Origin of the sequence: Aeromonas sp. S18(2024), from assembly GCF_041402525.1 — a bacterium.
GTDB lineage: Bacteria > Pseudomonadota > Gammaproteobacteria > Enterobacterales > Aeromonadaceae > Aeromonas > Aeromonas enteropelogenes.
Window position 1 is genome coordinate 293654 of sequence record NZ_JBGLQV010000004.1, and the last position, 24289, is coordinate 317942.

Annotated in this window: 21 protein-coding genes; 6 read left to right on the forward strand and 15 right to left on the reverse strand. The window is 60.9% G+C overall.

The window, feature by feature from the left end; translation table 11 throughout:
* The first annotated feature begins 116 nt into the window (after positions 1-116).
* Positions 117-1439 carry a hemolysin family protein gene (locus ACB034_RS09820; protein ID WP_042025463.1) on the forward strand — a complete coding sequence of 441 codons (1323 nt, stop codon included), beginning with the start codon at positions 117-119 and terminating at the stop codon, positions 1437-1439.
* 20 nt (positions 1440-1459) lie between these two features.
* Positions 1460-2002, forward strand: a complete 543-nt coding sequence (locus tag ACB034_RS09825) for a hypothetical protein (RefSeq protein ID WP_371172716.1) — start codon at positions 1460-1462, stop codon at positions 2000-2002.
* A 57-nt stretch (positions 2003-2059) separates the two neighbouring features.
* Here ACB034_RS09825 and ACB034_RS09830 read toward each other — a convergent pair whose 3' ends face one another.
* The gene (locus ACB034_RS09830) at positions 2060-2905 is read right to left on the reverse strand and encodes a sterol desaturase family protein (RefSeq protein WP_371172717.1); all 846 of its coding nucleotides are present in this window, start codon (positions 2903-2905) and stop codon (positions 2060-2062) included.
* Positions 2906-3098: 193 nt separating this feature from the next.
* Here ACB034_RS09830 and ACB034_RS09835 point away from each other — a divergent pair, with 193 nt between their 5' ends.
* A complete protein-coding gene (locus tag ACB034_RS09835; protein WP_371172718.1) occupies positions 3099-3890 on the forward strand; it encodes a substrate-binding periplasmic protein in 792 nt (263 codons plus the stop codon).
* 108 nt (positions 3891-3998) lie between these two features.
* Here ACB034_RS09835 and ACB034_RS09840 read toward each other — a convergent pair whose 3' ends face one another.
* From ACB034_RS09840 to ACB034_RS09890, 11 genes are all read right to left on the reverse strand, one after another.
* Positions 3999-4742: an amino acid ABC transporter ATP-binding protein gene (locus ACB034_RS09840; protein WP_026457277.1), complete on the reverse strand. Its 744-nt coding sequence runs from the start codon at positions 4740-4742 to the stop codon at positions 3999-4001.
* Between the two features lie 83 nt (positions 4743-4825).
* Positions 4826-5785 carry an amino acid ABC transporter permease gene (locus tag ACB034_RS09845; RefSeq protein WP_223380304.1) on the reverse strand — a complete coding sequence of 320 codons (960 nt, stop codon included), beginning with the start codon at positions 5783-5785 and terminating at the stop codon, positions 4826-4828.
* A gap of 98 nt (positions 5786-5883) precedes the next feature.
* On the reverse strand, positions 5884-6684 hold the full coding sequence (locus ACB034_RS09850) for a transporter substrate-binding domain-containing protein (RefSeq protein WP_026457279.1): 801 nt from the start codon (positions 6682-6684) through the stop codon (positions 5884-5886).
* Positions 6685-7076: 392 nt separating this feature from the next.
* Entirely contained in the window at positions 7077-8411 is a 1335-nt protein-coding gene (locus ACB034_RS09855; RefSeq protein WP_371172719.1) for an MFS transporter, read from the reverse strand.
* 27 nt (positions 8412-8438) lie between these two features.
* Positions 8439-9959 carry a signal transduction histidine-protein kinase/phosphatase UhpB gene (uhpB, locus tag ACB034_RS09860; RefSeq protein WP_371172720.1) on the reverse strand — a complete coding sequence of 507 codons (1521 nt, stop codon included), beginning with the start codon at positions 9957-9959 and terminating at the stop codon, positions 8439-8441.
* The gene (gene uhpA / locus ACB034_RS09865) at positions 9956-10546 is read right to left on the reverse strand and encodes a transcriptional regulator UhpA (RefSeq protein ID WP_371172721.1); all 591 of its coding nucleotides are present in this window, start codon (positions 10544-10546) and stop codon (positions 9956-9958) included. The genes uhpB and uhpA overlap by 4 nt, the downstream gene beginning before the upstream one ends.
* 180 nt (positions 10547-10726) lie before the next feature.
* Positions 10727-11122, reverse strand: coding sequence for a nucleoside diphosphate kinase regulator (gene rnk, locus ACB034_RS09870; protein ID WP_026456481.1), 396 nt, complete (start codon positions 11120-11122; stop codon positions 10727-10729).
* Between the two features lie 227 nt (positions 11123-11349).
* The gene (locus tag ACB034_RS09875; protein WP_371172722.1) at positions 11350-12090 is read right to left on the reverse strand and encodes a substrate-binding periplasmic protein; all 741 of its coding nucleotides are present in this window, start codon (positions 12088-12090) and stop codon (positions 11350-11352) included.
* Between the two features lie 83 nt (positions 12091-12173).
* Complete coding sequence (locus ACB034_RS09880; protein ID WP_371172723.1) at positions 12174-12857, reverse strand: hypothetical protein; 684 nt, start codon at positions 12855-12857, stop codon at positions 12174-12176.
* Between the two features lie 50 nt (positions 12858-12907).
* A complete protein-coding gene (locus tag ACB034_RS09885) occupies positions 12908-14302 on the reverse strand; it encodes an alkaline phosphatase (RefSeq protein WP_371172724.1) in 1395 nt (464 codons plus the stop codon).
* An 11-nt stretch (positions 14303-14313) separates the two neighbouring features.
* Positions 14314-15705, reverse strand: a complete 1392-nt coding sequence (locus ACB034_RS09890; protein WP_371172725.1) for an alkaline phosphatase — start codon at positions 15703-15705, stop codon at positions 14314-14316.
* Positions 15706-16037: 332 nt separating this feature from the next.
* Here ACB034_RS09890 and ylqF point away from each other — a divergent pair, with 332 nt between their 5' ends.
* Both ylqF and ACB034_RS09900 read left to right on the forward strand, forming a co-directional pair.
* A complete protein-coding gene (gene ylqF / locus ACB034_RS09895; protein WP_010633500.1) occupies positions 16038-16988 on the forward strand; it encodes a ribosome biogenesis GTPase YlqF in 951 nt (316 codons plus the stop codon).
* Between the two features lie 290 nt (positions 16989-17278).
* On the forward strand, positions 17279-18427 hold the full coding sequence (locus ACB034_RS09900) for an MFS transporter (protein ID WP_371172726.1): 1149 nt from the start codon (positions 17279-17281) through the stop codon (positions 18425-18427).
* Positions 18428-18556: 129 nt separating this feature from the next.
* Here the strand turns inward: ACB034_RS09900 and ACB034_RS09905 are convergent, their stop codons facing one another.
* The 3 genes from ACB034_RS09905 to dinG all read right to left on the reverse strand — a co-directional run bounded on the left by ACB034_RS09905 (position 18557) and on the right by dinG (position 22454).
* Positions 18557-19453 carry a histone deacetylase gene (locus tag ACB034_RS09905; protein ID WP_371172727.1) on the reverse strand — a complete coding sequence of 299 codons (897 nt, stop codon included), beginning with the start codon at positions 19451-19453 and terminating at the stop codon, positions 18557-18559.
* A 99-nt stretch (positions 19454-19552) separates the two neighbouring features.
* Positions 19553-20212, reverse strand: a complete 660-nt coding sequence (locus ACB034_RS09910; RefSeq protein ID WP_371172728.1) for a DUF2057 family protein — start codon at positions 20210-20212, stop codon at positions 19553-19555.
* Positions 20213-20366: 154 nt separating this feature from the next.
* A complete protein-coding gene (gene dinG, locus ACB034_RS09915; RefSeq protein WP_371172729.1) occupies positions 20367-22454 on the reverse strand; it encodes an ATP-dependent DNA helicase DinG in 2088 nt (695 codons plus the stop codon).
* A gap of 396 nt (positions 22455-22850) precedes the next feature.
* Here dinG and ACB034_RS09920 point away from each other — a divergent pair, with 396 nt between their 5' ends.
* On the forward strand, positions 22851-23888 hold the full coding sequence (locus tag ACB034_RS09920) for a porin (RefSeq protein ID WP_371172730.1): 1038 nt from the start codon (positions 22851-22853) through the stop codon (positions 23886-23888).
* The last annotated feature ends 401 nt before the right edge of the window (positions 23889-24289 follow it).

The following is a 24289-nucleotide window of genomic DNA, read 5'->3' on the forward strand; positions in this document are numbered from 1 at the left end:
CGCTGGTCGTTTTCTGATAGAATAGCCCCCTTGTGAGTCTCGGATGGACTCATGGTCCGGTCTCCCGGGCCCAGTTTGCCGTCTTGTGCTAAGGCGGCTGTTGCAATAGGTTAATCATGAGTTTTGCCGATAGTTTGTTCTTTCTGATGCTGCTGGTCGCCGGCAGCGTGTTCTTCTCCCTTTCCGAGATCTCTCTCGCCGCGTCCCGCAAGATCAAGTTGCAGGTGATGGCGGACGAAGGCAATCGCCAGGCCGAAAAGGTGCTGGCACTGCAAGCCCAGCCGGGCAACTTTTTCACCGTGGTGCAGATTGGTCTCAATACCGTCGCCATTCTGGGCGGTATTTTGGGGGAATCCTCACTCAACCCCGCCATCAAGGAGATCGTCTCCGGCTTCTATCAGGGCCCCTGGCTTGGCGAGATCAGCTCGGGCATCTCCTTCGTGTTTGTCACCGGCATGTTCATCCTGCTGGCCGACCTGATGCCCAAGCGCCTGGCCATGACCATGCCCGAGCGGATCGCCGTGGTGGTGGTGCGCCCCATGATGTTCTTCGTCGCCGTGCTGTTGCCACTGGTGTGGGTGTTCAACGGGCTGGCCAATACCCTGTTTCGCATGCTGCGCATCTCGACGGTGCGCCGTGACGAGATCACCTCTGACGACATCTATGCGGTGATGGATGCGGGCGCCGAGGCCGGCGTCATCCAGCGCGAGGAGCACCAGCTCATCGAGAACGTGTTTGAGCTGCAGTCCCTGTGCGTGACCTCCGCCATGACCGCGCGAGAGAGCCTCATCTACTTCACCCTGCAAGAGGGGGAGGAGAGCATCAAGGCCAAGATCGCCGAGCATCCCCACAACAAGTTCCTGGTGTGTGACCACAACCTCGACAGCGTCAAGGGTTTCGTCGATTCCAAGGAGCTGCTGATCCGCGTCATCGGTGGCCAGAACATCGATCTCAACAGCGGCTCCCTGGTGCAGAGTGTCATCATTCTGCCCGACACCCTGAACCTCTACGAGGCGATGGAGTACTTCAAGAACCATCGTGGCGACTTCGCCGTGGTGATGAACGAGTATGCCCTGGTGGTGGGGATCGTCACCATGAACGATCTGATGAGCACCGTCATGGGTGAGTGGGCGACCCACGTGGTGGAGGAGCAGATCGTCCAGCGCGACGAAAACTCCTGGCTGGTGGACGGGGTGACCCCCATCTCCGACGTGATGCGCGCCTTCGATATCGAAGAGTTCCCGGAAAACCAGAACTACGAGACCATCGCCGGTTTCATCATGTACATGCTGCGCAAGATCCCCAAGCGGACTGATTCGGTCAAATATGCCGGCTACAAGTTCGAAGTGGTGGATATCGACAGCTACAAGATTGACCAGCTGCTGGTCACCCGGCTGGATCCGGTGGTGGCAGCCGAGAAGCCCGCGCAGGAATCGTAAAAGGATCGACACAAGGAGTCATGAAGATGCAGTCTCATTCCCGTGCGCTGGCCTGTGTGGCGCTCGCCCTGACACTGGGTGCCTGTAGCCAGAGCGCGCCGCAAAAGGCGGCTGTGGCCACCAGGCCCGCCGCCCCCAAGGCTGCCGTGGTGGTGCCGCAGCCGGATCCCGATGCCGTGGTGCAAAGCGCCATGGCCGAGCCGAGCCCCATCTTTGATGAAGAGTATCACGGCCCGGATCAGGGCTCTCTGGAGTCGGTGACCGCCCTGTTTGCCCGCGGCTATATCGAGTCGGCCATGCGCGAGACCATGCTGGCGGCGGTGCACAACGACTATCCGCTGCTCGGCATGCGGGATGTGCGGCTGACCGATCCGGTCGCCAAGTTCCTCACCTCGGCCCAGGCCCGCACCACGGCCCACGATTACCTCTACGCCGGGGTGCAGCGTCGCCTGGGTCGCCCTCTCAGTCCTGCCCAGTGGGAGCAGATCTGGCAAGGGTTGCCCCAGCAGGGAAGGGTCTCCGACTGGGTCAAGCAGACCAAGCGGATACTGGCAGGGCGTTGAGTCGTCCGAACGTCATGTTGCAACAAGGCCACCTTAGGGTGGCCTTGTTTTTTGTCGTCAACGGTCGGAAGAGGCCGGCCCCGCCGGCTTGCCAAACAGCACCTTGAGCCTGGCACGCCAGGGCAGGCCACGGGCGTCCCGCAGCATGTCGCGCCACTCGTGAAAGGTGAGGGTGAGCGGGTTGAAACTGTGGATGGGCTTGGTGATGCCAAAGCGGCACGGCTCGGCGGGGTCTTCCTCGACGAAGGTGCCAAACAGCCTGTCCCAGATGATGAGCACACCGGCGAAGTTGCGGTCTATGTATTTGGCGTTGCTGGCGTGGTGCACCCTGTGGTGGGAGGGCGTATTGAAGACCCACTCAAGGCGGCCGAGTTTGCCCACCACCTGGGTGTGGACGAAGAACTGAAAACCCAGGCTCAAGAGTACGGTGGCGACCACTGCTTCGGGCGGAAAGCCGATGAGGAGCATGGGGATCCAGAACAGCCACATGCCGGAGACCGGATACATCAGGCTCTGGCGAAAGGCGGTGGAGAGGTTGAGCCGCTCCGAGCTGTGGTGCACCACGTGGGAAGCCCACAACCAGCGCACATGATGGCTGGCGAAGTGGAACAGCCAGTAGCAGAGATCCTGCAGCAAAAACAGCAGCAAGAGGCTCCAGGCGTTGAGCTCGATGTCCAGCAGCCGCCATCCCCACAGGACGTCATACAGGTAAGCGATGGCGATGGCTGCCAGGGCGTCACCCCCCTGGTGCATCAGCGCCAGGGTGGCGTTGGCGAGGAGATCCCGCCACTGGTAGGTGGCGGTGGGAAAAGCGGCGCCATGGCGTCGCAGATAGAGCATCTCCCAGCCGATAAAGGCCACAAAGACAGGGGAGAAGTAGAGCAAGAGCAGTTGCACATCCATGTCGGGCATCCATCCAGAGCAATTGCTCTCCAGCATAAAGGATGGATGTCATCTTTCATTAACAATTTGTCCCGTTATCCGCACGGCCAGGTCGGCAAGCGGCGCCAACTCGCCAGCCATGAGGGATGGCGTCCTGACGACCCGGTGCAGTGACTATGCTTGATGGAGCTTTCTACCTCGGGAGTAGCAGACGATGCGGCTGTGGTGCTGTTTGTTGATGGGGGTCTGCCTGCTGGCGCAGGCCAAGACCCGGGTCGAGATCCTGGCCGATGCCAGTTATCCGCCCTACTCCTGGCAGGAGGGAGAGGAGGTCAGGGGCATCTATGCCGACATAGTGCGCCAGGTGACCGCTTCCATGGAGGAGTACGAGGTGGTGATCAAGCCAGTTCCCTGGCGACGGGGTCTCAGCATGATAGAGCAGGGGACGGCCTTCGCCATTTTCCCGCCCTACTACATGCCGGACAGCCGGCCCTGGATCTGGCCCTATTCGCAACCCATGCTCGATGAGGAGCTGGTGGTGATGTGTGGTGAGGGCGTGGCGGTCAATACCCCGCAGTCCCGTTTTCCCGGCGATTACCAGGGCCTTCGTTTTGGCATCAACGCAGGGTTTGCCATCGGCAGTCCCCCCTTCTGGCAATTGGTGAAAGAGCGCAAGATAGAGGTGGAAGAGGTGAAGGGAAACCGGGAAAACCTGCTCAAGATAGTCCGGGGGCGGGTGGATTGTACCGTCAATGATCGCCTCTCTTTGCTCTTTGAACTGCTCAGCATGATCCAGAACAACCAGCTGGCGGTGGCCGATATGTCGCGGCTCAAGCAGGGGCCCGTGATCAGTCGGGAGCAGGGGTTTCTCGGCTACAGTCGCAAGGGGGCGTTTCCCTTCAGGGAGGACTTCGCCGGGCAATTTGACAAGGGACTCTACCAGTTGAAGAAACAGGACGGGATCAGGGCCATCGTCGAGAAATATCTGGGAAAGTCTCCACGCTGAACTGGTAACCGGGGCGAGCGGGTTCAGCGGGAAATGGCCGGGATCCGGACGGCAAAGAGGGGCAGTTTGGCCCCTCTTTCTGTTTTTCTTCTCCGGTTGTCCGGTTTGTTAGAGCACCTGGCTCAGGAACTGGCGCAGCCGCGGGGAGGACGGATTGTCGAAGAAATCCCCCGGTTTTTCGTCCACCAGCAGTTCGCCGCTCTCCATGAAGAGCACTCGGTCGGCCACCTCGCGGGCAAAGCCCATCTCGTGGGTCACCACCACCATGGTCATCCCTTCCCGGGCCAGCCCCTTCATCACGTCCAGCACCTCGCCGACCATTTCGGGGTCCAGCGCACTGGTGGGCTCGTCAAACAGCATAATGCGCGGCTGCATGGCGAGCGCCCGGGCGATGGCCACCCGCTGCTGCTGGCCGCCCGAGAGCTGGGAGGGGTAACTCCGGGCCTTGTTCGAAAGCCCAACTTTCAGCAGCAGGTTTTTGGCTCTGTCCTCGGCATCCTTGCGGGACAGCCCGCGTACCTTTTGCGGGGCGAGGCAGATGTTGTCCAGCACGCTCAGATGGGGAAAGAGGTTGAAGGACTGGAACACCATGCCCACCTCTTCCCGCAACTTGTTGACGTCGCCAGGCTCGGTCAGGCTGATGCCGTCGACCACGATCTGGCCATCGTTGATGGTCTCCAGCTGGTTGAGGGTGCGCAGGAAGGTGGACTTGCCAGAGCCGCTGGGGCCCACGATCACCACTACTTCCCCTTCGGCCACTTGGGTGCTGACGTTCTTCAGAGCATGCACCTCGCTGCCATAGAACTTCTCCACGCCGCTCGCCTGGATAATGGGATCAGTTGCTGCGCGCATGTTGTACCTCCAGACGACACACTGTGGAGGGGGTGCCAGTGGCGGCAGAACTTCTCGACACCGGTTGCGCCTGGATAATGGGATCAGTTGCTGCGCGCATATTTCACCTCCAGACGACGCACCAGGAAAGAGAGGGTGCCGGTGAGCACCAGATAGAGCAGGGCCACGGTGAACCACACTTCGAACGGGCTGAAGGTGGAGCTCACCACTTCGCGACCCGCCTTGGTGAGATCCGTGATGGAGATGACCGAGACCAGCGACGAGTCCTTGATGAGGTTGATGAACTGGCCGGCCAGAGGCGGCAGTACCCGCTTGAAGGCCTGGGGCAGGATCACGTAACGCATGGTCTGGGCCGAAGTCATCCCGAGGCTGCGGCCAGCCTCCATCTGCCCTTTATGGATCGAGCTGATGCCGGCGCGTACGATTTCTGCCACATAGGCACCGGTAAAGACGGCAAGCGCCGCCACCCCGGCGGTGAAGCGGTCGAGGTTCAGCACGGTGCCGATGAAAAAATAGACGATGAAGATCTGCACCAGCAGCGGGGTGCCGCGGATGAGTTCCACATAGGTAACCGCCAGGTTGCGCAGGGCCGGATTGGGGGAGAGCCGCGCCAAGCCGGCCAGGGTGCCGAGCAGGATGGCGAACACCCCGGCCACCAGGGAGAGCTTGACCGTGACCCAGACGCCCCAGGCGATGGGGCCGGCGGTCCAGCTCAGTTGAATGTCGAGGGCGTCGCCGCGAAAGACGGTATCCCCTTCGGCAACCTGGGCGCCACGGGTGGCGATGGGTTGGCGCTGGTTGGGGTCGAGATCGTCTTGCAGGAACAATTTGCCTTTGTCGGCCTCGGTGGTACCGGCAATCACGGTGCCGTCGAACTCGGCATAGTTTTTCTGCTCCGCCTGATAGGCGATGTATTGGGGAATACGCTCCCAGCGCCAGGTGTAGTCAACGGACTGGACCGCTTTATAGATGCCGAATATGGCTGCCAGCACGATCAGTAGAAACACGCCGTGCCAGAGCAGCTGGTTGGGCTGCTTTTCCATCTGTCTTGTCGGTTTGGGGATGTGCACAGTCACAACCTCTTCTCGTTATTGTTGGGGGAAGAGCGGGGTGCGGGGGCGGCATGCCGCCCCCCGGGAGGTTATTTCAGCTGGTTCAGCCAAGTAGTGGATTCGAACCACTTCTTGTAGAGGCGGTCGTAGCTGCCGTCGCCCTTGATCTGGCGCAGGTAGTTATTGAACCAGTTGAGGGTGTCCTGATCCCCCTTGCGGATGGCCCAGGCCAGCGGTTCGAAGGTGAACGGCTTGTCCAGGTGCACCACGGCTCCCTGATTCTGGGAGGCGAAGATGGCGTTGTAGGGCAGGTCGTAGACAAACGCGTCGACCTTGCCGTTGATCACTTCCAGCTTGGCGTCATCCTGGGTTTCAAACTGCAGCAGGGTTGCTTTGGGGATCAGGCGCTTGACCGCCTGCTCGCCAGTGGTGCCCAGCTTGACCGCGATCTTGTACTTGGGATCGTTCAGATCCTGGAACGACTTGATCTCGCCCGCTTTATCCTTGCGCAGGACGATGGTCTGGCCGACGACGATGTAGGGATCGGCGAAGTTGACCCGCAGGTTGCGTTGGGGGGTGACGGTCATGCCGCCCATGATGACGTCGAACTTGTTGGTCAGCAGGGCCGGGATGATGCCATCCCAGGCGGTGTTGACGAACTCGACCTTGACGCCCATCTCCTTGGCAACCATCTTGGCCAGATCCACGTCAAAGCCGATGTACTGGCCCTGCTTGTTGGTCATCTCGAACGGCTGGTAGCCGGCGTCGAAGCCGACTCGCAGCACACCGCGCTCCAGCACGGCATCCAGGGTAGAAGTGGGGGCAGGGGTCGGGGCCGCACTGGCCAGCCCGCAAAACAGCAGGGTAGAAAGAAGCAGTTTTTTGATCATAGTGACGTCTCTGTCGATGTTGTGTTCGGCCTTGAACCTGATCCCGTGCGACTCCGTGGCACAAGAGACTGCTGCATCCGGCAACAGGCAAGACAGGATGAATGTCTTGAGCGGAGCAAAAGCCCCATATGAGATGCTATGAATAACGAAGTGAGTGAAAAATGTACCAAAACCGAATTGTGTCAGAAGACTCAAGAGGTTAGAGGCATTTTTTGCTCATGGCTTCACTCATAAAATCACACGAAAACAACATATCTATCTAATAGAGTGGGTTCAAGCGCAAAATGTGTTCGAGGGCCATTGAGGCCAAAAGAGGAGACAATTGAACCGCCCCACCATAATGAAGAGCCTCGATTGAATTCATGCATGGGAGGGCGGGCACGGTGTGAGATTCAGGGGAGGTCGACTTGCGCCACTCTGGGGGCCTGGGCCTTGAGGAAAGGAAGGAGCAGCAAGGCCGAGACCCCGGCGGCCACCGAGATCACCACGAAGAAGCCGTTCCAGTGCCAGATCTCCATCACCTTGGCCAGCGGATAGCCGGAGAGCGCCGCCCCCATGTAGGCGAACAGGCCGACGAAACCGGTGGCCGCTCCCGCCGAATTCTTGTGGGAACACTCCGCTGCCGCCATGCCGATCAGCATCTGGGGGCCGAACACGAAAAAGCCGATGGTGAAGAAGCAGGCCGCCTGCATCACATAACTGAAGAAGGGCATCAGCCACAGCGACCCCACCGAGAGCAGTATCCCCACCGCGAAGATGAGGTTCATGGGGCCCCGGTTGCCGTTGAACAGCTTGTCCGAACCCCAACCCGCCACCAGGGCGCCGATAAAGCCCCCCACCTCGAACATGGAGATGGCCGAGTTGGCGCTCATCAGATCGAAGCCACGCTGCTCCGTCATGTAGAGGTTGCCCCAGTCGTTGATGGCGGTGCGCACCACATAGACCAGCACGTAGCAGCAGGCGAGCAGCCAGATGTAAGGGTTGCCCAGCACATATTTGCGCAGGATCTGGCGATGGGAGAGACCCGCATTCTGGGTCTGCTGGGCCAGCTCCATGGCATCGCTGCGCCACACGCCCACCGTGGGCAGCCCCATGGCGCTCGGGGTATCCCGCAACCGCCAGCACAAAAACAGCCCGGCCACGATGGCGATGAGACCGGGCACTATCATGCCGTAGCGCCAGCCATGCTGCAGGGCCAGGGTGCTGACGATGAGCGGGATCAGGGCCCCGCCCACGTTGTGGGCCGTGTTCCACGCAGACCACCAGACCCCGCGTTCGCTGCGCGAATACCAGCTGGTGAGCAGCTTGGAGCAGGGGGGCCAGCCCCAGCCCTGGAAGAAGGCGTTGGCGACCCAGAGGGCGGCGAACAACAAGAGGGACGACGAGAGGCCAAACAGGATATTGATGACCCCGGTCGCCATCAGCCCCAGTCCCATGAAGTAGCGCGGGTTGGCCCGGTCGCTGATGATGCCGGAGAAGAACTTGGAGCAGCCGTAGGTGATGTAGAACAGGGTCCACATCATGCCGATGTCGGCCTTGTCCAGCATGCCGCTGGCCAGCATGTCCGGCATGGCGAAGTTGAAGCTCTTGCGAGTGAAGTAGAAGACCGCATAGCCCAGATACATGGTCAGCAGCAGGTGCAGCCGCCAGTGGCGATAGGTGGCGTCAATTTCGGCCTGATCGCGCAGAGGTGGCCGGGGCGGCGCGCTTCTCATAAAGCTCAGCATGGGACGGCGCTCCGGTGACGGCGGGGGTTAATCATGGGCCTCCTCCCGCCTGCGGCTGGGCAGATTGACGGTGAGCTGGGTGCCGTGGGTGCAGGAGAGTTGCAGACTGCCCCCCAGCGCCTGCACCCGCTCGCGAATGCCGAGCAGGCCGTAACCCTGCGCGGGGCTAGGCTGGGGCAGGCCGCGGCCGTCGTCCTCCAGCACCAGTTTCAGCAGCTCACCATTTTGGCTGGCGCGAATGGTGACCGAGTGGGCGTTGGCGTGTTTCACCACGTTGTTGAGCCCCTCCTGACAGACCCGAAACAGGGTGACCCGCTGGGCGTCGGAGAGATCTGCGTCGGGCAGCTGCCACTCCAGTCGGGTGACGATGCCGTGGCGATCCAGCTCCAGTTCCCTTAGCAGGGCGCGCACCGCCTGCTCCAGACTCATGTCGTCGAGCTGGCGGGGGCGCAGCCGGCCGAGCAGGGCGCGTACCGCGTCATAGATGCCGAGGGACAAGGTCTCGATGAGGGCGCTGCTCTGGCCCACGCCGGCGTTGTCCGGTGCCAGTCGTCGCACTATGCCCGCCTGGGTGCGGATGGCGGTGATGGTCTGGCCGATGTCATCGTGCAGCTCGCGGGCCACTTCTTTACGGATGCTCTCCTCGGTTTCCAGCAGCCGCTCGGTGAGCTGGCGATTGTGGGCAAGCTGGCGGGTCAGCGCCTGGTTGAGCTCCCGCTGGCGCTGGATGCCGGCGCCGAGCAGCAGGCCGGTGAGGCTCTGAGCCAGCAGGGAGAGCAGCAAGTCCAGCGGATGATCGTGCCAGGCCTGGCTCGCCAGCAGGGCGATGGTGTTCATCAGGGTGGCGAGCAGAGCCCCCTGCCAGCCGTAGCGCCAGGCCATGGCGATGATGGGAATGGCCAGACAAAACGGAGTGAAGCGCACCAGGGAGTTGGGTAGCCCCAGCTGCAACCAGAGGCTCAGCACGAACAGCAGCAGATACCAGATCAGGTGGTGAAAGCGCCAGTCCACCGGCTGATCCACCAGGGCAGGGCCCAGCGGCACCCAGGTGGCACGGGTCAGGTAGTGCCAGATCAGCATGCAGGTGGAGGTGAGGGTCAGGCCGCCAGTCAGGGTGAGCAGCAGGGCGGAGAGGCCATCCTCCCCGGCCAGATGCCATAGCAGGGATTGCAGCAGGGCCGCAGCGGTGACCGTCGCCAGCAGTAGTAGCAGTTGCTGCCAGTCGTTACGCACCTGCTGGCGACGGGCAATCAGCAGTGGTAGCAGGGTCAACAGACTGCCCGCGACCAGCCAGGGCCAGTGGGGCAGCCCCACCTCCTGATTGAGCCAGTAGAGCAGCCCCCCTTCGCACAGCAGCAGTGGTGGCCAGTAGTGGCCGGGGCTTTGCAGCAGCAAGCCGAGGCGCAGGCCAAAGGGGAAGAGCAGCACCGCCAGCGCCGGGCCACCCGCCAGATGCAGGCTGATGCTCCAGAGGCAAAACCAGCCGGCAGCAAAGATGAAGCAGGCCGCCAGCGCGATGGCGACATAGCTGGCAAAACGGGAGATCACCAGCTATCCAGCATGCGGTGGGCCAGCTCGACGTTGTTGCTGACCTTGAGTTTGTCCATCAGGTTGGCGCGATGGACGTGGACCGTCTTGGGGGAGAGGCCGAGCTGCTCGGCGATGGCCTTCACTTCCAGCCCCTGTGCCAGCAACTGGGCAATCTCCCGCTCCCGATTGGTGAGGGGATCCCGGCTGCTGCTGGCGAGTTTCTGGGCGATGTCCGGGGTAAGGTAGCAGCCACCCTGGGCGGCGGTACGTACCGCGGCGATCAGCTCGTCCGGACTGCAGCGTTTAGAGAGAAACCCCTTGGCCCCGCTCTGCAGCGCCTGCTCGATGAGGGCCGGGCTGTCGTGCACCGAGAGCATCACTACCGCAAGGCCGGAGGGGAGCTGCTTGAGCAGCTCCAGCCCCGATTGATCCGGCATCGAGATGTCGCAGACGCAGACTCGCGCCCCGCTGCCGGGCAGACCGGCAAGGGCGTCGCTGGCGGAGCCGAATTCGGCGACCACCTGCAGATCGGGCTCCAGATTGAGCAGTTGGGCAAAACCGGATCGGACGATCTGGTGATCGTCGATGAGGGCAATCTTAATCATGATGTCAGCCTGAAATTCGGGGCGTCATGACCATGACGCGGCCAACAAGATACCTGCCCGGCGGGTCAGGCTCAAGCCGCAGTGGGAGTGAAAGGAGGAAAGCGCCTCTCTGTCGGCGTAAAGCTTGATCGGGATCAGTTGGTGCGGGTGGGTCGTGCTGCCCGGACCCGCACCGAGGGATCAGCGGTGCAGCTCGCCTGCGCGCTCCGGCTGATAGACCACTTCGAGGATCTCCACCTGAATGGTGCGACCGGCAGGGCCGGGCCAGGCGATGCTGTCACCGACTTTCAGCCCGAGCAGGGCGCTGCCGACCGGCGCCAGCACGGAGATGTTGCTCTCGTCCCCTTTGGCATCGCGGGGATAGACCAGATTGAGGCAAAACTCGTTGCCGCTGCTCTGCATCTTGAAGCGCACCGTGCTGTTCATGGTGACCACGTCCGGCGGCATGTCGGCCGGCTCGCGGATCTCGGCGCGATCCAGCTCCTCTTGCAGGGCCAGGTGCTGGGGGTGGTTGCCGAGCAGCTGTTCGATACGATCCAGATCCAGGCTGGAGATGACGAGATGAGGTTGTTTCATAGGATATTCCTTATCAATGGGTTAAATGACCAGGATGGCAGGCAAGCTGGTCGAAATTCGGATGTCAGTGCTGAAAAAAACAGACGGGAAACACCATGCCCCCTGGCGACTCGCGGCCGAAGGAGCGAGGCGGGGGCTTAACAGGGTGTGAGCAAACAGGGAGAAATAACGAATATTTTCATGTGGATACCATAACCATTCTGATCACCCTTGGCAACCGGATTGGATTACCTGACGGGGGCCTGATAGTGGTACTGCTTGATGATCCGCGCCAGGCTGCCGTCTGCGCGCATCCGGGCCAGGGTAGCCTGCCAGCGCCGCTTCTGTTCGGCAGGAAACGCCTTGTTGGCGGCGACGAACAGGGAAGTGCTCATCAGGGTCTCCCCTCGTACCAGCCGGGCCTCGTCATATCCACCAAGCTGCTGGTTGTAGAGGATGGTGTTCCAGGCTGCGACCCAGGCATTGATGCGGCCACGATGGAGCTTGTGGGCGTTGAGTACCTCGGTGGCGACCGTCTGGCTCGCGAGATTGAGTCGCTGCCTGAGCAGCGTCTCGCCAAAGGAGTAGCGCAGGGTGCCCACCCGAAGGGCTGGCAGTTCCCGAACCTTGAGGGGGACGGGGTGATGACGGCGATCCGTAACGATGACGAAATCTTCCTCCAGCAGGGGGGCTATCCAGTCATAGAGGTGTTCGCGCCGGGCGCTGCGCACCGGGGGTACGAACAAGACATCCTGGCGATGGTTGGTCTCGGTGAGGGCGCGGGCCAGTGGCATCAGCTCCACGGTCAGCGGCTCCCCCAGGCGACGGGCCGCCTCTTCCATGATTTCGATGACCATGCCGCTGGGGTTGCCCTGCTTGGCACGGATCACATAAGGAGGAAGTTCTGCCGCCACCAGCACGATGGCCTGAACAGCTGACGGGATCAGCATCAGCAACAGGGCGGTAAAGAACAGGCAGGATGTACGCATTCATCGAGTGAACCAGGGGGGAATTAATCGAGTGTAACACTCCTGCCTTTGAAAACGTTCCCCCGGCAAGGAGGGATGGGATCTCAGTCGAAGAAATCCCGCAGATCGCGCACCTCGTGATCCGCCAGTTGCAGCCAGGGATACTGGCTCGGCAGTTTGCGCAGGGTCACCTCCATCCGGTAGCTGCGATAGCCGTCGAGGCTGGCCGACTCCACCAGCAGCGGCAACTGCCAGCGGCTCGACCAGAGGATGCGGGTGCGCTGCTTGCCCTCGCGCTTCTCATACCAGCGGGCCTGCTCGGGGGCTGCATCCTCCAGCGGGGTCATGGTCTGCAGCAGGGCCGGATCCACCAGATGGCGAATGCGCGCCCAGTCGGGCTTGAAGGCCACCTGGCCATACTCTTCCACCGGCACCTCCACCAGCTGGTTGTGCCAGCCATCGGCGTAGCGCAGCTCAAGTTCACCCGCTTCGGTTCGCGTCACCCAGCGCGCCGCCATCTGGTGGGTAAAGTGCTTGTGACCCGGGTTGGCATCGTGGGCTGCGTGATAGGCGCGAGCCAGGGGCAGGGGAATGAGCCGCTGGCTCCACACCTGGTTGCCGACTCGCAGCCACTTCTCCTGCCACTGGCTCTCCTTGCTGATGCCGTCGCTGCTGGTCACCCTGTCCTGATAGCGGATGCGGGCGGCCAGATCGGGGACTTCCTCGGCCAGGAGGGGAAAAGAGAGGCTGCAACCAAGCAGCCACAAGGGTAATAAATATCGCATCATGCCGTCTCGCTCGAGCGAGCAGGGCCCGGCACCTGGCCGGGCCCTGCCGTTTACAGACCGAGCGCCTCCTTGAGCTTGCCGAACACCTTGGTGTTGTCGAGGGTGCCCTTGAAGCGGCTGCTGCCGGCGCCGTCGGCAAACAGCATCACATCGCCGCCGCCGTGAGTCTCGGAGCCCAGCTTGACCCCGGTCTCTTGCAGGTAGTCGTCCGCCATCACCTGATCGCTGGTGAGGGTGGGGCGCACGTCGGCGCGGTTGGGGCCGTTGCCGAACACCAGGGTAGTGAACGGCTTGCCATCCACGTCGTTCTGGGTCGAGCCGTCGCCGTTTTTCACCAGATCCAGCACCTTGTTGCCCTTGGCGGAGTAGCCGTTGATGGTCATGGTGTGGTCATGGTCGGCGGTGACCACGATCAGGGTATCTTTCAGATCCACCTTGCCGAGCGCCGTCTTGACCGCCTCGTCCAGCGCCACCGCGTCGGTGAGCGAGCGCTTGGCATTGGTGCCGTGCAGGGCGTGATCGATGCGACCCCCTTCCACCATCAGGAAGTAACCCTGGCTGTTCTGACTGAGCAGATCGATCGCCTTGGCGGTCATCTCCGAGAGGGAGGGCTGGGTGCTTGCCGCCCCCTTGGCGACCCGGTCCAGCTCGTAGTCGAGGTGGGACTTGGCGCTAAACAGCCCAAGCACCTTGCCCGAGTTGACGCCAGAGAGCTCCTCTTTGGTGGTGACATAGTGGTAGCCCTGGGCAGTCAGCTCGGCGGTGAGATCCCGCCCGTCGGCGCGGCCACCCTTGTTGCTGGTGCTGTTGTAGGGCGTCCAGTGGTTGGCGCCGCCCCCCATCAGCACGTCGACCCCATCCCCCAGCGCGGTGTTGAAGCCGGCGCCGCCCGGTACCGCCTGCTCGGCGATGGCGTAGGCAGCATCCCGATGGCAGATGTGGGAATAGGTGGCGGCCGGCGTGGCATGGGTCAGCTCCGTGGTGGTGACGGCTCCCACCGACTTGCCTGCCGCCTTGGCCAGCTCGAGAATGGTGGGCACCGGCTTGCCGTTATCGCTGCTGCAGTTGTTGATGCCCTTGTTGCCGTTGACGTCCTTGCCGGGCGCGACGGCCTTGGTGTCGCTGCTCATGGCGATCACCTCGTTGTTCATCTTGACCCCTGTGGTGTAGGCCGCCATGGAGGGGGCCGAATCAGTGGTCTGGGCGTCGTTGGAGAAGGTCTTGATGCGGGCACTGCGGGCCAGCTTCATCATCTCCAGATTACCCTCTTCCCCCACCTTGTAGAGGCGGGTGGCGGTGAGCACGGTGGGGCCCATGCCGTCACCGATAAACAGGATGACGTTTTTGGCGTCGCTGGCCTGTGCCTGGGCCGCGCCGCCGAGGGCGGCCAGCAGGGCTGTGCTGATGAGGGTTTTATGCAGTTTTTGCTTCATGGCGCTTTTCATGGGAATGCTCCTTACAGCCCGGCCGCAGCCTTGACCTTGCCGAACACGGCGGTGTTGTCGAGTGAGCCGTGGAAGCTCTCCGCTCCCTGGCCGATGGCGCCGAGGAAGACGTCGGTGCCGCCGTGGGTTTCGTTGCCTATCTCGCCTACCTTGACCACCACCTCCTGGTGATAGTCATTGGCGGAGACGGTGGCGTCGTCCAGCGGTGCTACGCTGCTGCGCGGACCATCCACCCGGTTGTAGCCGTTGCCAAAGCCGATGATGGTGTAGGGCATGCCGTCGGCATCCTTGCTCGGTTCGCCGGTTTCGTAGTTCTTCACCAGCCCGAGTACGCCTGGGTTGTCGGCGGTGGTTTTGCCGGTGCGCTTGGCGTAGCCGTTCAGCACCAAGGTGTGGTCATGGTCGGCGGTGACCACGATCAGGGTGTTTTTCAGCTCGGGATCGGTTTTCTTCACCTCGTCGATGGTCGCCTTGATGGCGTTGTCGAAGGCGAGGGTGTCCTGCAGGGCACGCTTGGCGTTGGTGTCGTGCAGGGCATGGTCGATGCGACCCCCTTCCACCATCAGGAAGTAGCCCTGTTTATTGTCCTTGAGCTGCTTGATGGCGGCCAGGGTCATCTGGGTCAGTGAGGGCTCGCTGGCGGGTCGGTCCAGGTCATATTTCATGTGGCTTGAGCCAAACAGCCCCAGCAGCGGCTTGCTCGCATCGGCCTGGTTCAGCTCGTCCAGGGTTGCGGCAAACTGATAGCCCTTGGCCTTCATCTCGTCGATGAGGTTGCGGCCATCCTCACGCTTGCCCTTGTCGGCCTTGGGCAAGAAGAAACTGCTGCCGCCGCCGAGTACCACGTCCACCCCCTCTTTAAGGGCGCTGTTGTAACCGGCGCCGCCGGGTACCAGCTGGGCGGCGATGTCCGCTTCCAGATCCCGGTTGCAGAGGTGGGCATAGGTGGCGGCCGGGGTGGCGTGGGTCACCCGGGTGGTGGTGACCACGCCGGTGCCGCGGCCGGCGGCCTTGGCCAGCTCCAGCAAGGTGGTGACCGGCTTGCCGGCGCTCTTGCTGCAGTCGTTCTCCTGGGTGGCATCGCCGTCCATGCTGATGACACCGTTGTTGCTCTTGACCCCGGTCATGTAGGCCGACATGGAGGGGGCCGAGTCGGTCACCTGGGCGTCGTGGGAGAAGGTCTTGATGAAGGCCGTCTCCGGCAGGGTATCGATGGTGAGGCTGCCCTCTTCACCGACGCCGTAGATGCGGGCGGCGGTCAGGGTGTTGAGACCCATGCCGTCGCCGAGGAAGAAGATCACGTTCTTGGCACCGGGCTCGGGCGCACTGCTGTCGTTGTTGGAATTGCAGCCGGCGGCCAGGGCGGCGCCGATCATCAATGCAAGTCCTGCCATCTTTCTCATTGGGGTTCGCTCCTTGTAAAACCTGAGCGCAGCCTAGAGGTCGCAGATGACACTTTTAGTGAAACTGGATGACAATCCGATGAAGGTGTTGCGTGAATGTTATGTTGTATCAATCACTTATCTATCAATAGCAGAGACTGGCCACACCGGCTGACGAGGGGAGGGGGCGGGCGAAAATCTGGCCGGTTTGCCGGCTGGCGGCTAGAATGGCCTGTCAAATCGGGGCGGGTGCAGGTAAAATGCGCCCCCTTGCGACGCCCTGCGTCCGCCATCGCCCGCCGCTCGCGCCACCGCAAGCCCGCGCCCGCAGTCCCTAGATGAGAGTAACGGATATGTCCATCAACTGGTTCCCCGGCCACATGCACAAGGCCCGCAAAGAGATTGCCGAGGTCATGCCCCAGGTCGATGTCATCATAGAGATGCTCGACGCCCGCATCCCCTTCTCCAGCGAAAACCCGCTGGTGCCCGAGCTGCGCGGCGATACTCCGGTGATCAAGGTGCTCAACAAGGCGGATCTCGCTGACCCCGAGATCACCGCGCTGTGGGTGGCCCACATGGAACAGGAAAAGGGGATCAAGGCGCTGCCCCTGACCCAGCAGGAGCCGGAGAAGATCAAGCAGCTGCTGACCCTCTGCCACGAGATGCTGCCGGAGCGCAATCTGGAGCTGCGCGGCGTGCGCGCCATGATCATGGGCATTCCCAACGTGGGAAAATCCACCCTGATCAACACCCTGGCGGGGCGCATCATCGCCCGCACCGGCAACGAGGCGGGGGTGACCAAGTCCCAGCAGCGGATCAAGCTGGACAACAACGTCATCCTGACCGACACCCCGGGCTTTTTGTGGCCCAAACTCAACCCGCCCTCCTGCGGTTATCGGCTGGCCATCACGGCCGCCATCAAGGACACCGTCTATGACTATGCGGACATCGCCATGTTCGCCGCGGACTACTTCCTCAAGGCCTATCCGGAGCGGATCCAGGCGCGCTATCAGATTGACGCGCTGCCCGAGACCGAGATCGAACTGCTGGATCTGATTGCCCGTCAGCGCGGCTTCATGCGCAAGGGGGGGCTGTCGGATCTGCACAAGGCGTCCGAGATCCTTGTCAACGAGTTCCGCTCTGGCCTGCTGGGCCGCATCTCGCTGGAGACCCCGCAGATGGTGAGCAGCGAAATCGTGGAGGCCGATGCCGAGGCCGAACAGAAGGCCAAGGAGAAGGCGGAGCGGGAAGAGGAGCGCCAGGCGCGGGCCCGCCGCAAGTACGCCAAGAAGCGTCAGCGCTGACCGGCCTTGTGCCAGGTATAAAGAAGAGGCGACCCGGGGTCGCCTCTTCTCGTTATGGCGTCCTGGATTGAGGGGGAGGCCAAGAGGCCGACAGGCAACCGGCATCTGCCCGTCATCATGGCCAAAGAGTCCGTGAATCAAGGGGATAGGTTGGGCGCCGAACAGTGCCGTGCTGCACCGTACCAGCAGCATTCGATAAAACCTTGCGATCCTGCTTTCAGTGCCGATTGACAATGGCATTGGCGGTGGCATGATGCGCTCGCATTTTGACTCTCCTCACGGTTTTACCCATGACCATATACACCCGGCCAGTGCTGTTGTTGCTCTGTGGCCTGTTGCTGCTGACCCTCTCCATCGCGGTGCTCAATACCCTGGTACCGCTCTGGCTTGCCCATGAACAGCTGCCGACCTGGCAGGTGGGCATGGTCGGCTCCTCCTATTTCAGCGGCAACCTGCTGGGCACCCTGCTGGCGGGCACCTTGATCAGGCGTTGCGGCTTCAACCGCAGCTATTACCTGGCCTCCGTCCTCTTTGCCGCCGGTTGTGTCGGGCTCGGCATTACCCTTGATTTCTGGAGCTGGCTCGGTTGGCGATTTATCGCCGGTATCGGCTGCGCCATGATCTGGGTGGTGGTGGAGAGCGCGCTGATGTGCAGCGGCAACGCGCACAATCGGGGCCGTCTGCTGGCCGCCTACATGATGGTCTACTACCTGGGCACCGTGCTCGGCCAGCTCTTGGTCAGCAAGTTGCCGACCGGCCTGATGGAGGTACTGCCCTGGGCGAGTGGGCTGATCCTGGCGGCTATCCTGCCGCTGTTGTTCACCCGCATCGTCAGTGAGCGCAGCGAAGCGCAGGGCTCAACCCGGGTCTGGTCCATGTTGCGGCTGCGTCAGGCACGGCTCGGGGTCGATGGCTGCATCATCTCCGGCATCGTGCTGGGGTCGCTCTACGGCCTGATGCCGCTCTACCTGAACCATCAGGGGGTGAGCGATGCCGGCATTGGTTACTGGATGGCGGTGATGGTGAGTGCCGGCATCCTGGGGCAGTGGCCGGTGGGTCGGCTGGCGGACAGGTTAGGTCGCCTGCCGGTGCTGCGGGTGCAGGTGCTGGTGGTGATCCTGGGGTGCGGGGCCATGCTCGGCGGCGTGGCGATGGGGCCGGCACTGTTCATCCTGGGCGCCGCCGGGTTTACCCTCTATCCGGTGGCCATGGCGTGGGCCTGCGAGAAGGTCGAGCACCATCAGCTGGTGGCCATGAACCAGGCGCTGCTGCTGAGCTACACCATCGGCAGTCTGCTCGGCCCGGCCTATACCGCACTCCTGATGCAGCACCTTTCGGACAACCTGCTGTTCATCATGATCGCTGGCGTGGCCTTGCTCTATCTGCTGATGCTGCTGCGCCCTTTTGGGAAGCAATCGACACCGGTGGCCCACGCCTGAACTGTGGTCGGCGGCAGAGGGCTCCATCCTCGCTTACCTATGGGGGCTGGATGGCACGCATATAAAGCAGAGGCGGCCCAGGGGCCGCCTTCTTGTTGTCTGCAACGGTGGCCAGGCAGAGCTCAACGGCTAGCCGTAGCGCCTGTGCGCCTCTTCAAACAAGGACATATGCAGCGGGATCAGCTGTTGCCAGTCACGCCGGTAGCCGCCGCCCGGTACGGCGGCAATGGGCAGCCCGTGCCGTTGTGCGCAGTCAAAGACCATGGCATCGCGCTGGCGCACCCCCTCATCACTCAAGGAGAGATAGCCGAGTTCGTCGGCATGATGCACGTCCACCCCGGCCTGATAGAGGATGAGATCGGGGGCGTAGAGCCGCAGCGCCAGATTGAGCGCTTCTGCCAGCGTGGTGAGGTAGGCATCGTCCTCCATGCCGCTTGGCAGGGGGAAATCCATGTGGGAGGCGGGCTTGTGGCGGGGAAAGTTGTGCTCTCCGTGCAGGGAGAGGGTGATGATGTCGCGCCGACCCGTACAGAGTGCCGCGCTGCCATCCCCCTGATGCACGTCAAGATCGATGATCAGCACCTGTTCGCAGCGCCCCTCGTCCAGGCAGGATTGTGCGGCGATCACCAGATCGTTGAACAGGCAAAAGCCGCTGCCATGGTCATGGTGGGCGTGATGATAGCCACCGGAGATCTGCAGCCCGCAGCCCTGTGCCAGCGCATAGTGACTGGCGGCTATGGTGGCGCCGACCGAATGCTGGGTGCATTCAATCAGCATGGGTGACCAGGGGAAACCGAGCTGGCGGATGGCGCGATCATCCAGTTGGCCGGCCAGGGCGGCCGCCACATAATTCTTGTCATGGATGCGGCAGATCTGCGTGATGCTTGCCGCAGGTGCCCGGACAAGAGGATAACCCTCCGAGGTGAGTCGCTCGAACAGACCCTGGTATTTGGCCAGGGGGAAGCGGTGTCGCTCGGGCAGCGCCAGGGCGGAGTAGAAAGGGTGGTGGAAGATCTGCAGTGACATAAGGTCGATGGGGTGGATGCAGTTATCTGAAATTGTGCCATGAAAAAGGGGAGCCAGGCTCCCCTTGTCGCTGCTCCATCATAGAGATGGACAGATTGATTATTGCTGCTGGATAACCCAGATCTGGAAGGCTTTGCGGGTCTCTGCATCGGCCTTGTTGTACCAGTTTTGCAGCTGGGTCAGGGCTTCCGGATTGCTTTGGGCCTTGCTCGGTGCCACCTGCAGCGGTGCGCTGCTGGCGGCCATCACGGCGGCGGTGGATACGGCGACAGCCTTGGGCTGGTTGAACGCCTTGCCCATGTTGATCAGCTCCTGCTGATAGTCGCGGGTCAGCTGGAAGCCTTCCACTTTCGGCATCACGAACTGCTCGCTGGCAACGACTTGACCGCTGGCCTTGTCTTTCAGCACCACCTTCTGATCCTTGATGAACTGCTTGGCTTCGGTCTCGTTGCGGGGCTTCTTGTAATCCAGCACCAGTTGCTGATTGTCGGCGGCGGTGAAGTTGATCACCAGGGGCTCGGCAGTAATCAGATTGATCTCGTTGCGCTTGGAGTAGTTGCCTTCAAAGGCGATCACTAGTTGGTGCTTGCCGGCAGAGAGCGGGAAGTCGCTGGTCTTGTCGAGCAGCTTGGGATTGATGGACTGGCCATCGATCAGTTGAACCACGTAGGGGTTGGTGACTTCCAATTGGGCATCGGCCAGGGCACTACCTGCCCATAACAGACCAGCCAGCGCTGGCACCAGAACAGTCAGTTTCATCTCATCTCCTTGAACAGTCAGGCGTTTGCCCACTGAAAACAGGGGCTCATTCTTGCAGGTTTGGCCCATGGCGGCAATTGCTCTTTCAATTGCGCTTTATTGTGGTGAGCCTTCATCCCATTACCGGCTTTTTTGTCAACAACTGAGACTGGCCCTACTCGATGCGTCGCTTGAACGGGGGGAGGGCATCCAGCAGTCCCTTGCCATAACGCTTGGTCAGCAGGCGACGATCGAGGATGGTGACCCGGCCTCGATCCGCCTCCTTGCGGATCAGACGACCACAGGCCTGGATAAGTTTGCGAGAGGCTTCAGGCACCGTCAGCTGCAGGAAGGGGTTGCCTCCCCGCTGTTCGACCCACTCGGCCGTGGCCTCCTCGACCGGTGAATTGGGGACCGCGAAGGGGAGCTTGGTGATCACCAGGTTGGTGAGGTAGTGGCCCGGCAGATCCAGCCCTTCCGAGAAGCTGCCGGTGCCAAACAGTATGCTGGCCTGTCCCCCGTCGCACTTCTGCCTGTGCAGGGTGAGCAAGGCGTGGCGGGAGGCTTCCCCCTGTACCAGCAATGACAGCCCCTTGGCCCGCAGACCCTGCGCCACTTCATTCATTTGTCGGTAGGAAGAGAAGAGCACCAGGCTTGCCTCCTTGCCTGCCAGCAAGCGTGGCAAGGTATCGATCAACTCCTGGGTAAAGGCCGGGGAGTTGGGCTCGTGGGCCATCTTTGGCAAATAGAGCTCGGCTTTCTGGTAATCAAACGGGGATCGCAGCCGCAGATAGCGGGTACCGTCATGCTCCTTGAGCCCCACTTGATGGCGAAAATAGCTGAAGGAGGAGAGGGCGGTGAGGGTAGCAGAGACCAGCACGGCTCCCAGGCATTTGGACCAGAGCCACTCCTCCAGCAGGTAGCCCACCTCGATGGGGGAGGCATGCAGCCAGATATCGCCATCCTCGCTCCTGGCCATCCAGCGGGCGAGGGGAGTCTTGCCTGTCGGCGTATGGCGGCTAAGCATCTCCCACAGGGCGCAAAAGTTTTCCAGCCGCTGCAGGTGAAAACCACTCTCGGCCAACAGAGGCTCGGCCTCCTTGCGGCGGATCTCGCCATCCTTCAGGGCTTCGCCAATGGCGCCCTGCAGCCGATCCAGTGCCCGCAGCGCCTTCTTGCTCGACTCCTTCAGATTCTCCGCCAGCATGGGCAGAGGATCCGGCAAGATGCCGTCACTGAAGCGGTAATGGGGCTCGCTGCCAAATAACCGATCGTTGGCAGCCAGCCACTGCTCGACGGCTTTCAAGTCGGGCTGGATGGACGCGAGGGCATCCTGCAATTTCAGTTGCGGGTCGAGCAGGCTCTCCTTGTTCAGGGTTCGCCCCAGCTTGCCGGCGCTTTGCACCAGTTTTTCCAGCCAGCGACGAGAGCCCTTCACGCTGGCACTGGCGGCGCCGTGATCCCGGGCAATGGTGGGCAAATGGTGGGCCTCATCCAGCACATAGATACACTCGTCGGGTGGCGGCAATATGATGCCGCCACCCATGGTGAGGTCGGAAAGCAGCAAGGCGTGGTTGACCACCAGCACGTCAGCCGCATCCATGTCGTTGCGGGCACGATGAAAGGGGCAGTGTTGATGGTGACTGAGCGCCTTGTTGCAGGTATGGCGGTCGGCGGCAATGCGATCCCAGCATGGGTCCGGGATAGGATCGGGCCAGTTGTCCCTGTCTCCGTCCCATTTGCCATGGGTGTAGGCCTGCCACAGGGCCTGGTAGCGATCCTTGTCTGCATCCGACGGTTTGTGCTTGCTGAGCGCGCCCGTATTTTGCAGAAAAAAGTCGAGCTCGAAATTGGCCATCTCGGCCCCGTTGGCGGCCTGCTCCAGCAGATGCTCGCAGCAGTAGCGCTGGCGTCCCTTGACCAACATGAAACGAAACGGCAGTTCGCTATGTTGATGGTAAAAAGGGAGATCCTTGTGGATCAACTGCTCCTGCAAGGCCACGGTGGCGGTAGAGATCACCAGTTTTTTCTGGGTCAGACGGGCCACCGGGATGGCTCCCTGGGCATAGGAAAGAGATTTGCCGATACCGGTGCCTGCCTCGGCCACCAGAATACGGCGCTGCTTGTCATACTCTCCGGTCAGGGTCTTGGCGATTTCCGCCACCAGGAAATTCTGCTCCTTGCGGGGCATGAAACCGGGTAATCCATCGGCAATCTGGCGATAGGTATGGCGAATGGTCGCTTTGAGGCGAGTTGACAACATAAGGAAGAGGCCAGTCAGGAGATCAATCGAAGAGGTAGGATACCTGTAACGCACAGTCGGGGTCGAGATGGCGGCCATGATCACGGCTTTTTCGTGCAGATCAGACCACTTTGGTAGTTTATCAGGCAGTTAAATGATAGAGCCTGTTAAATAAGCTATTGGAGGCCAAAAATACAGCAAAATGGGTTGTAAACGTTTTCTTTTTGTGGGCAGGCAATATGGGACTTGGCTCACATTTTTCCTTCGGTGACCATGATTTTCCTAAAAAGTTCCAAGTTTTTTCATTGCGGTTCAGAAATCTGGGTGCTAGTCTCGGCGCCATAGTGATGCAAAGTACATCGCTAACACAGGGAATAACAACGACTTAGTGTTTAATTACAGTAGGCATTGGAAACTATGAAAAAGACAATTCTGGCTATTGCCATTCCGGCTCTGTTTGCATCCGCCGCTAACGCTGCCGTGATCTATGACAAAGACGGCACCACTTTCGACGTATACGGCCGTGTACAGGCTAACTACTACACCGAAGCCAACGACAAATCCGCTGAGCTGGTTGGTTCCACTCGTCTGGGTTGGTCCGGCAAAGTTGCCCTGAACAACACTTGGTCTGCTATTGCCAAGACCGAATGGCAAGTTGCCGCTGAGAACTCTGGCAGCAAAACCGGCGACATCGACCCGCGTCACATCTATGCAGGTTTCGATGGCTCCCAGTACGGTCAGATCATCTTCGGTCAAACTGACACCGCGTTTTACGACGTGATGGAACCGACCGATATCTTCAACGAGTGGGGCGATGCCGGTAACTTCTATGACGGTCGTCAAGAAGGCCAGATCATCTACTCCAACAGCTTCGGTGGTTTCAAAGGTAAAGTTTCTTACCAGACCAACGATGACGTTGCTGTCGTGATCACTGACGTTGGTCAGAGCATCAAAGAAGACCCGATTTGGGGTACCGACGTTAAGCGTAAGAAAGCTTATGCAGCTGCTGCCGGTTACGATTTCGACTTCGGTCTGGGCTTCAACGCAGGTTACGCTTACTCTGACCTGGCACACAAAACCAATGGCAACACTGGTAAGAAAGAAGAGTGGGCTGTTGGCGCACACTATGCCATCAACGGCTTCTACTTCGCTGGTGTTTACACCGAAGGCGACGTGAAGAACAAGACCCTGGGCATGAAGGACGAAGGTCGTGGCTATGAACTGGCTGCCTCCTACAACGTAGACGCCTGGACCTTCCTGGCTGGCTACAACTTCAAAGAAGGCAAGGCTAACTCTCAAACTGCCGGTGCCAGCTATGAAGATCTGGTTGACGAAACCCTGCTGGGTGTTCAGTACGCCTTCACTCCGAAGCTGAAAGCTTACACCGAGTACAAGATCCAGGGCATCAACGACCTGGACGACGAGTGGACTGTTGCTCTGCAGTACAACTTCTAAGTTGTGTTTGCATGAAGTCCTAGCTTGAGTCTCTGACTTGACGCTTAAATGGCCAGACTGTTCAGTCTGGCCATTTTCATTTCTACTACCCCGATATGGTCCAGAGCCCTTCTGATTCCTGTCCCTGATTACCTCACCACTTATTCCGATATGCCCCTAGATGTTTTCTAAAGTGGCTTCCGTTGTCTCCTTATCCTGTTCCATCACGCGAAAGAGGCCTTCAGCTTGTCAGGATTTAGTTGACCACTACAGAGTCTCGTTGTCGGCTGTAAGAGTACTCATGCTGCTGTTGTAGTGGTCAACTAAATCCGGACACTTGGTTAGGCCGATCTTCGGCTTTTGCTGGCGGTATCCCGTCATTGTGTTGATGTGGACGCCGCCAGTTGTAGTAATCCATCAGG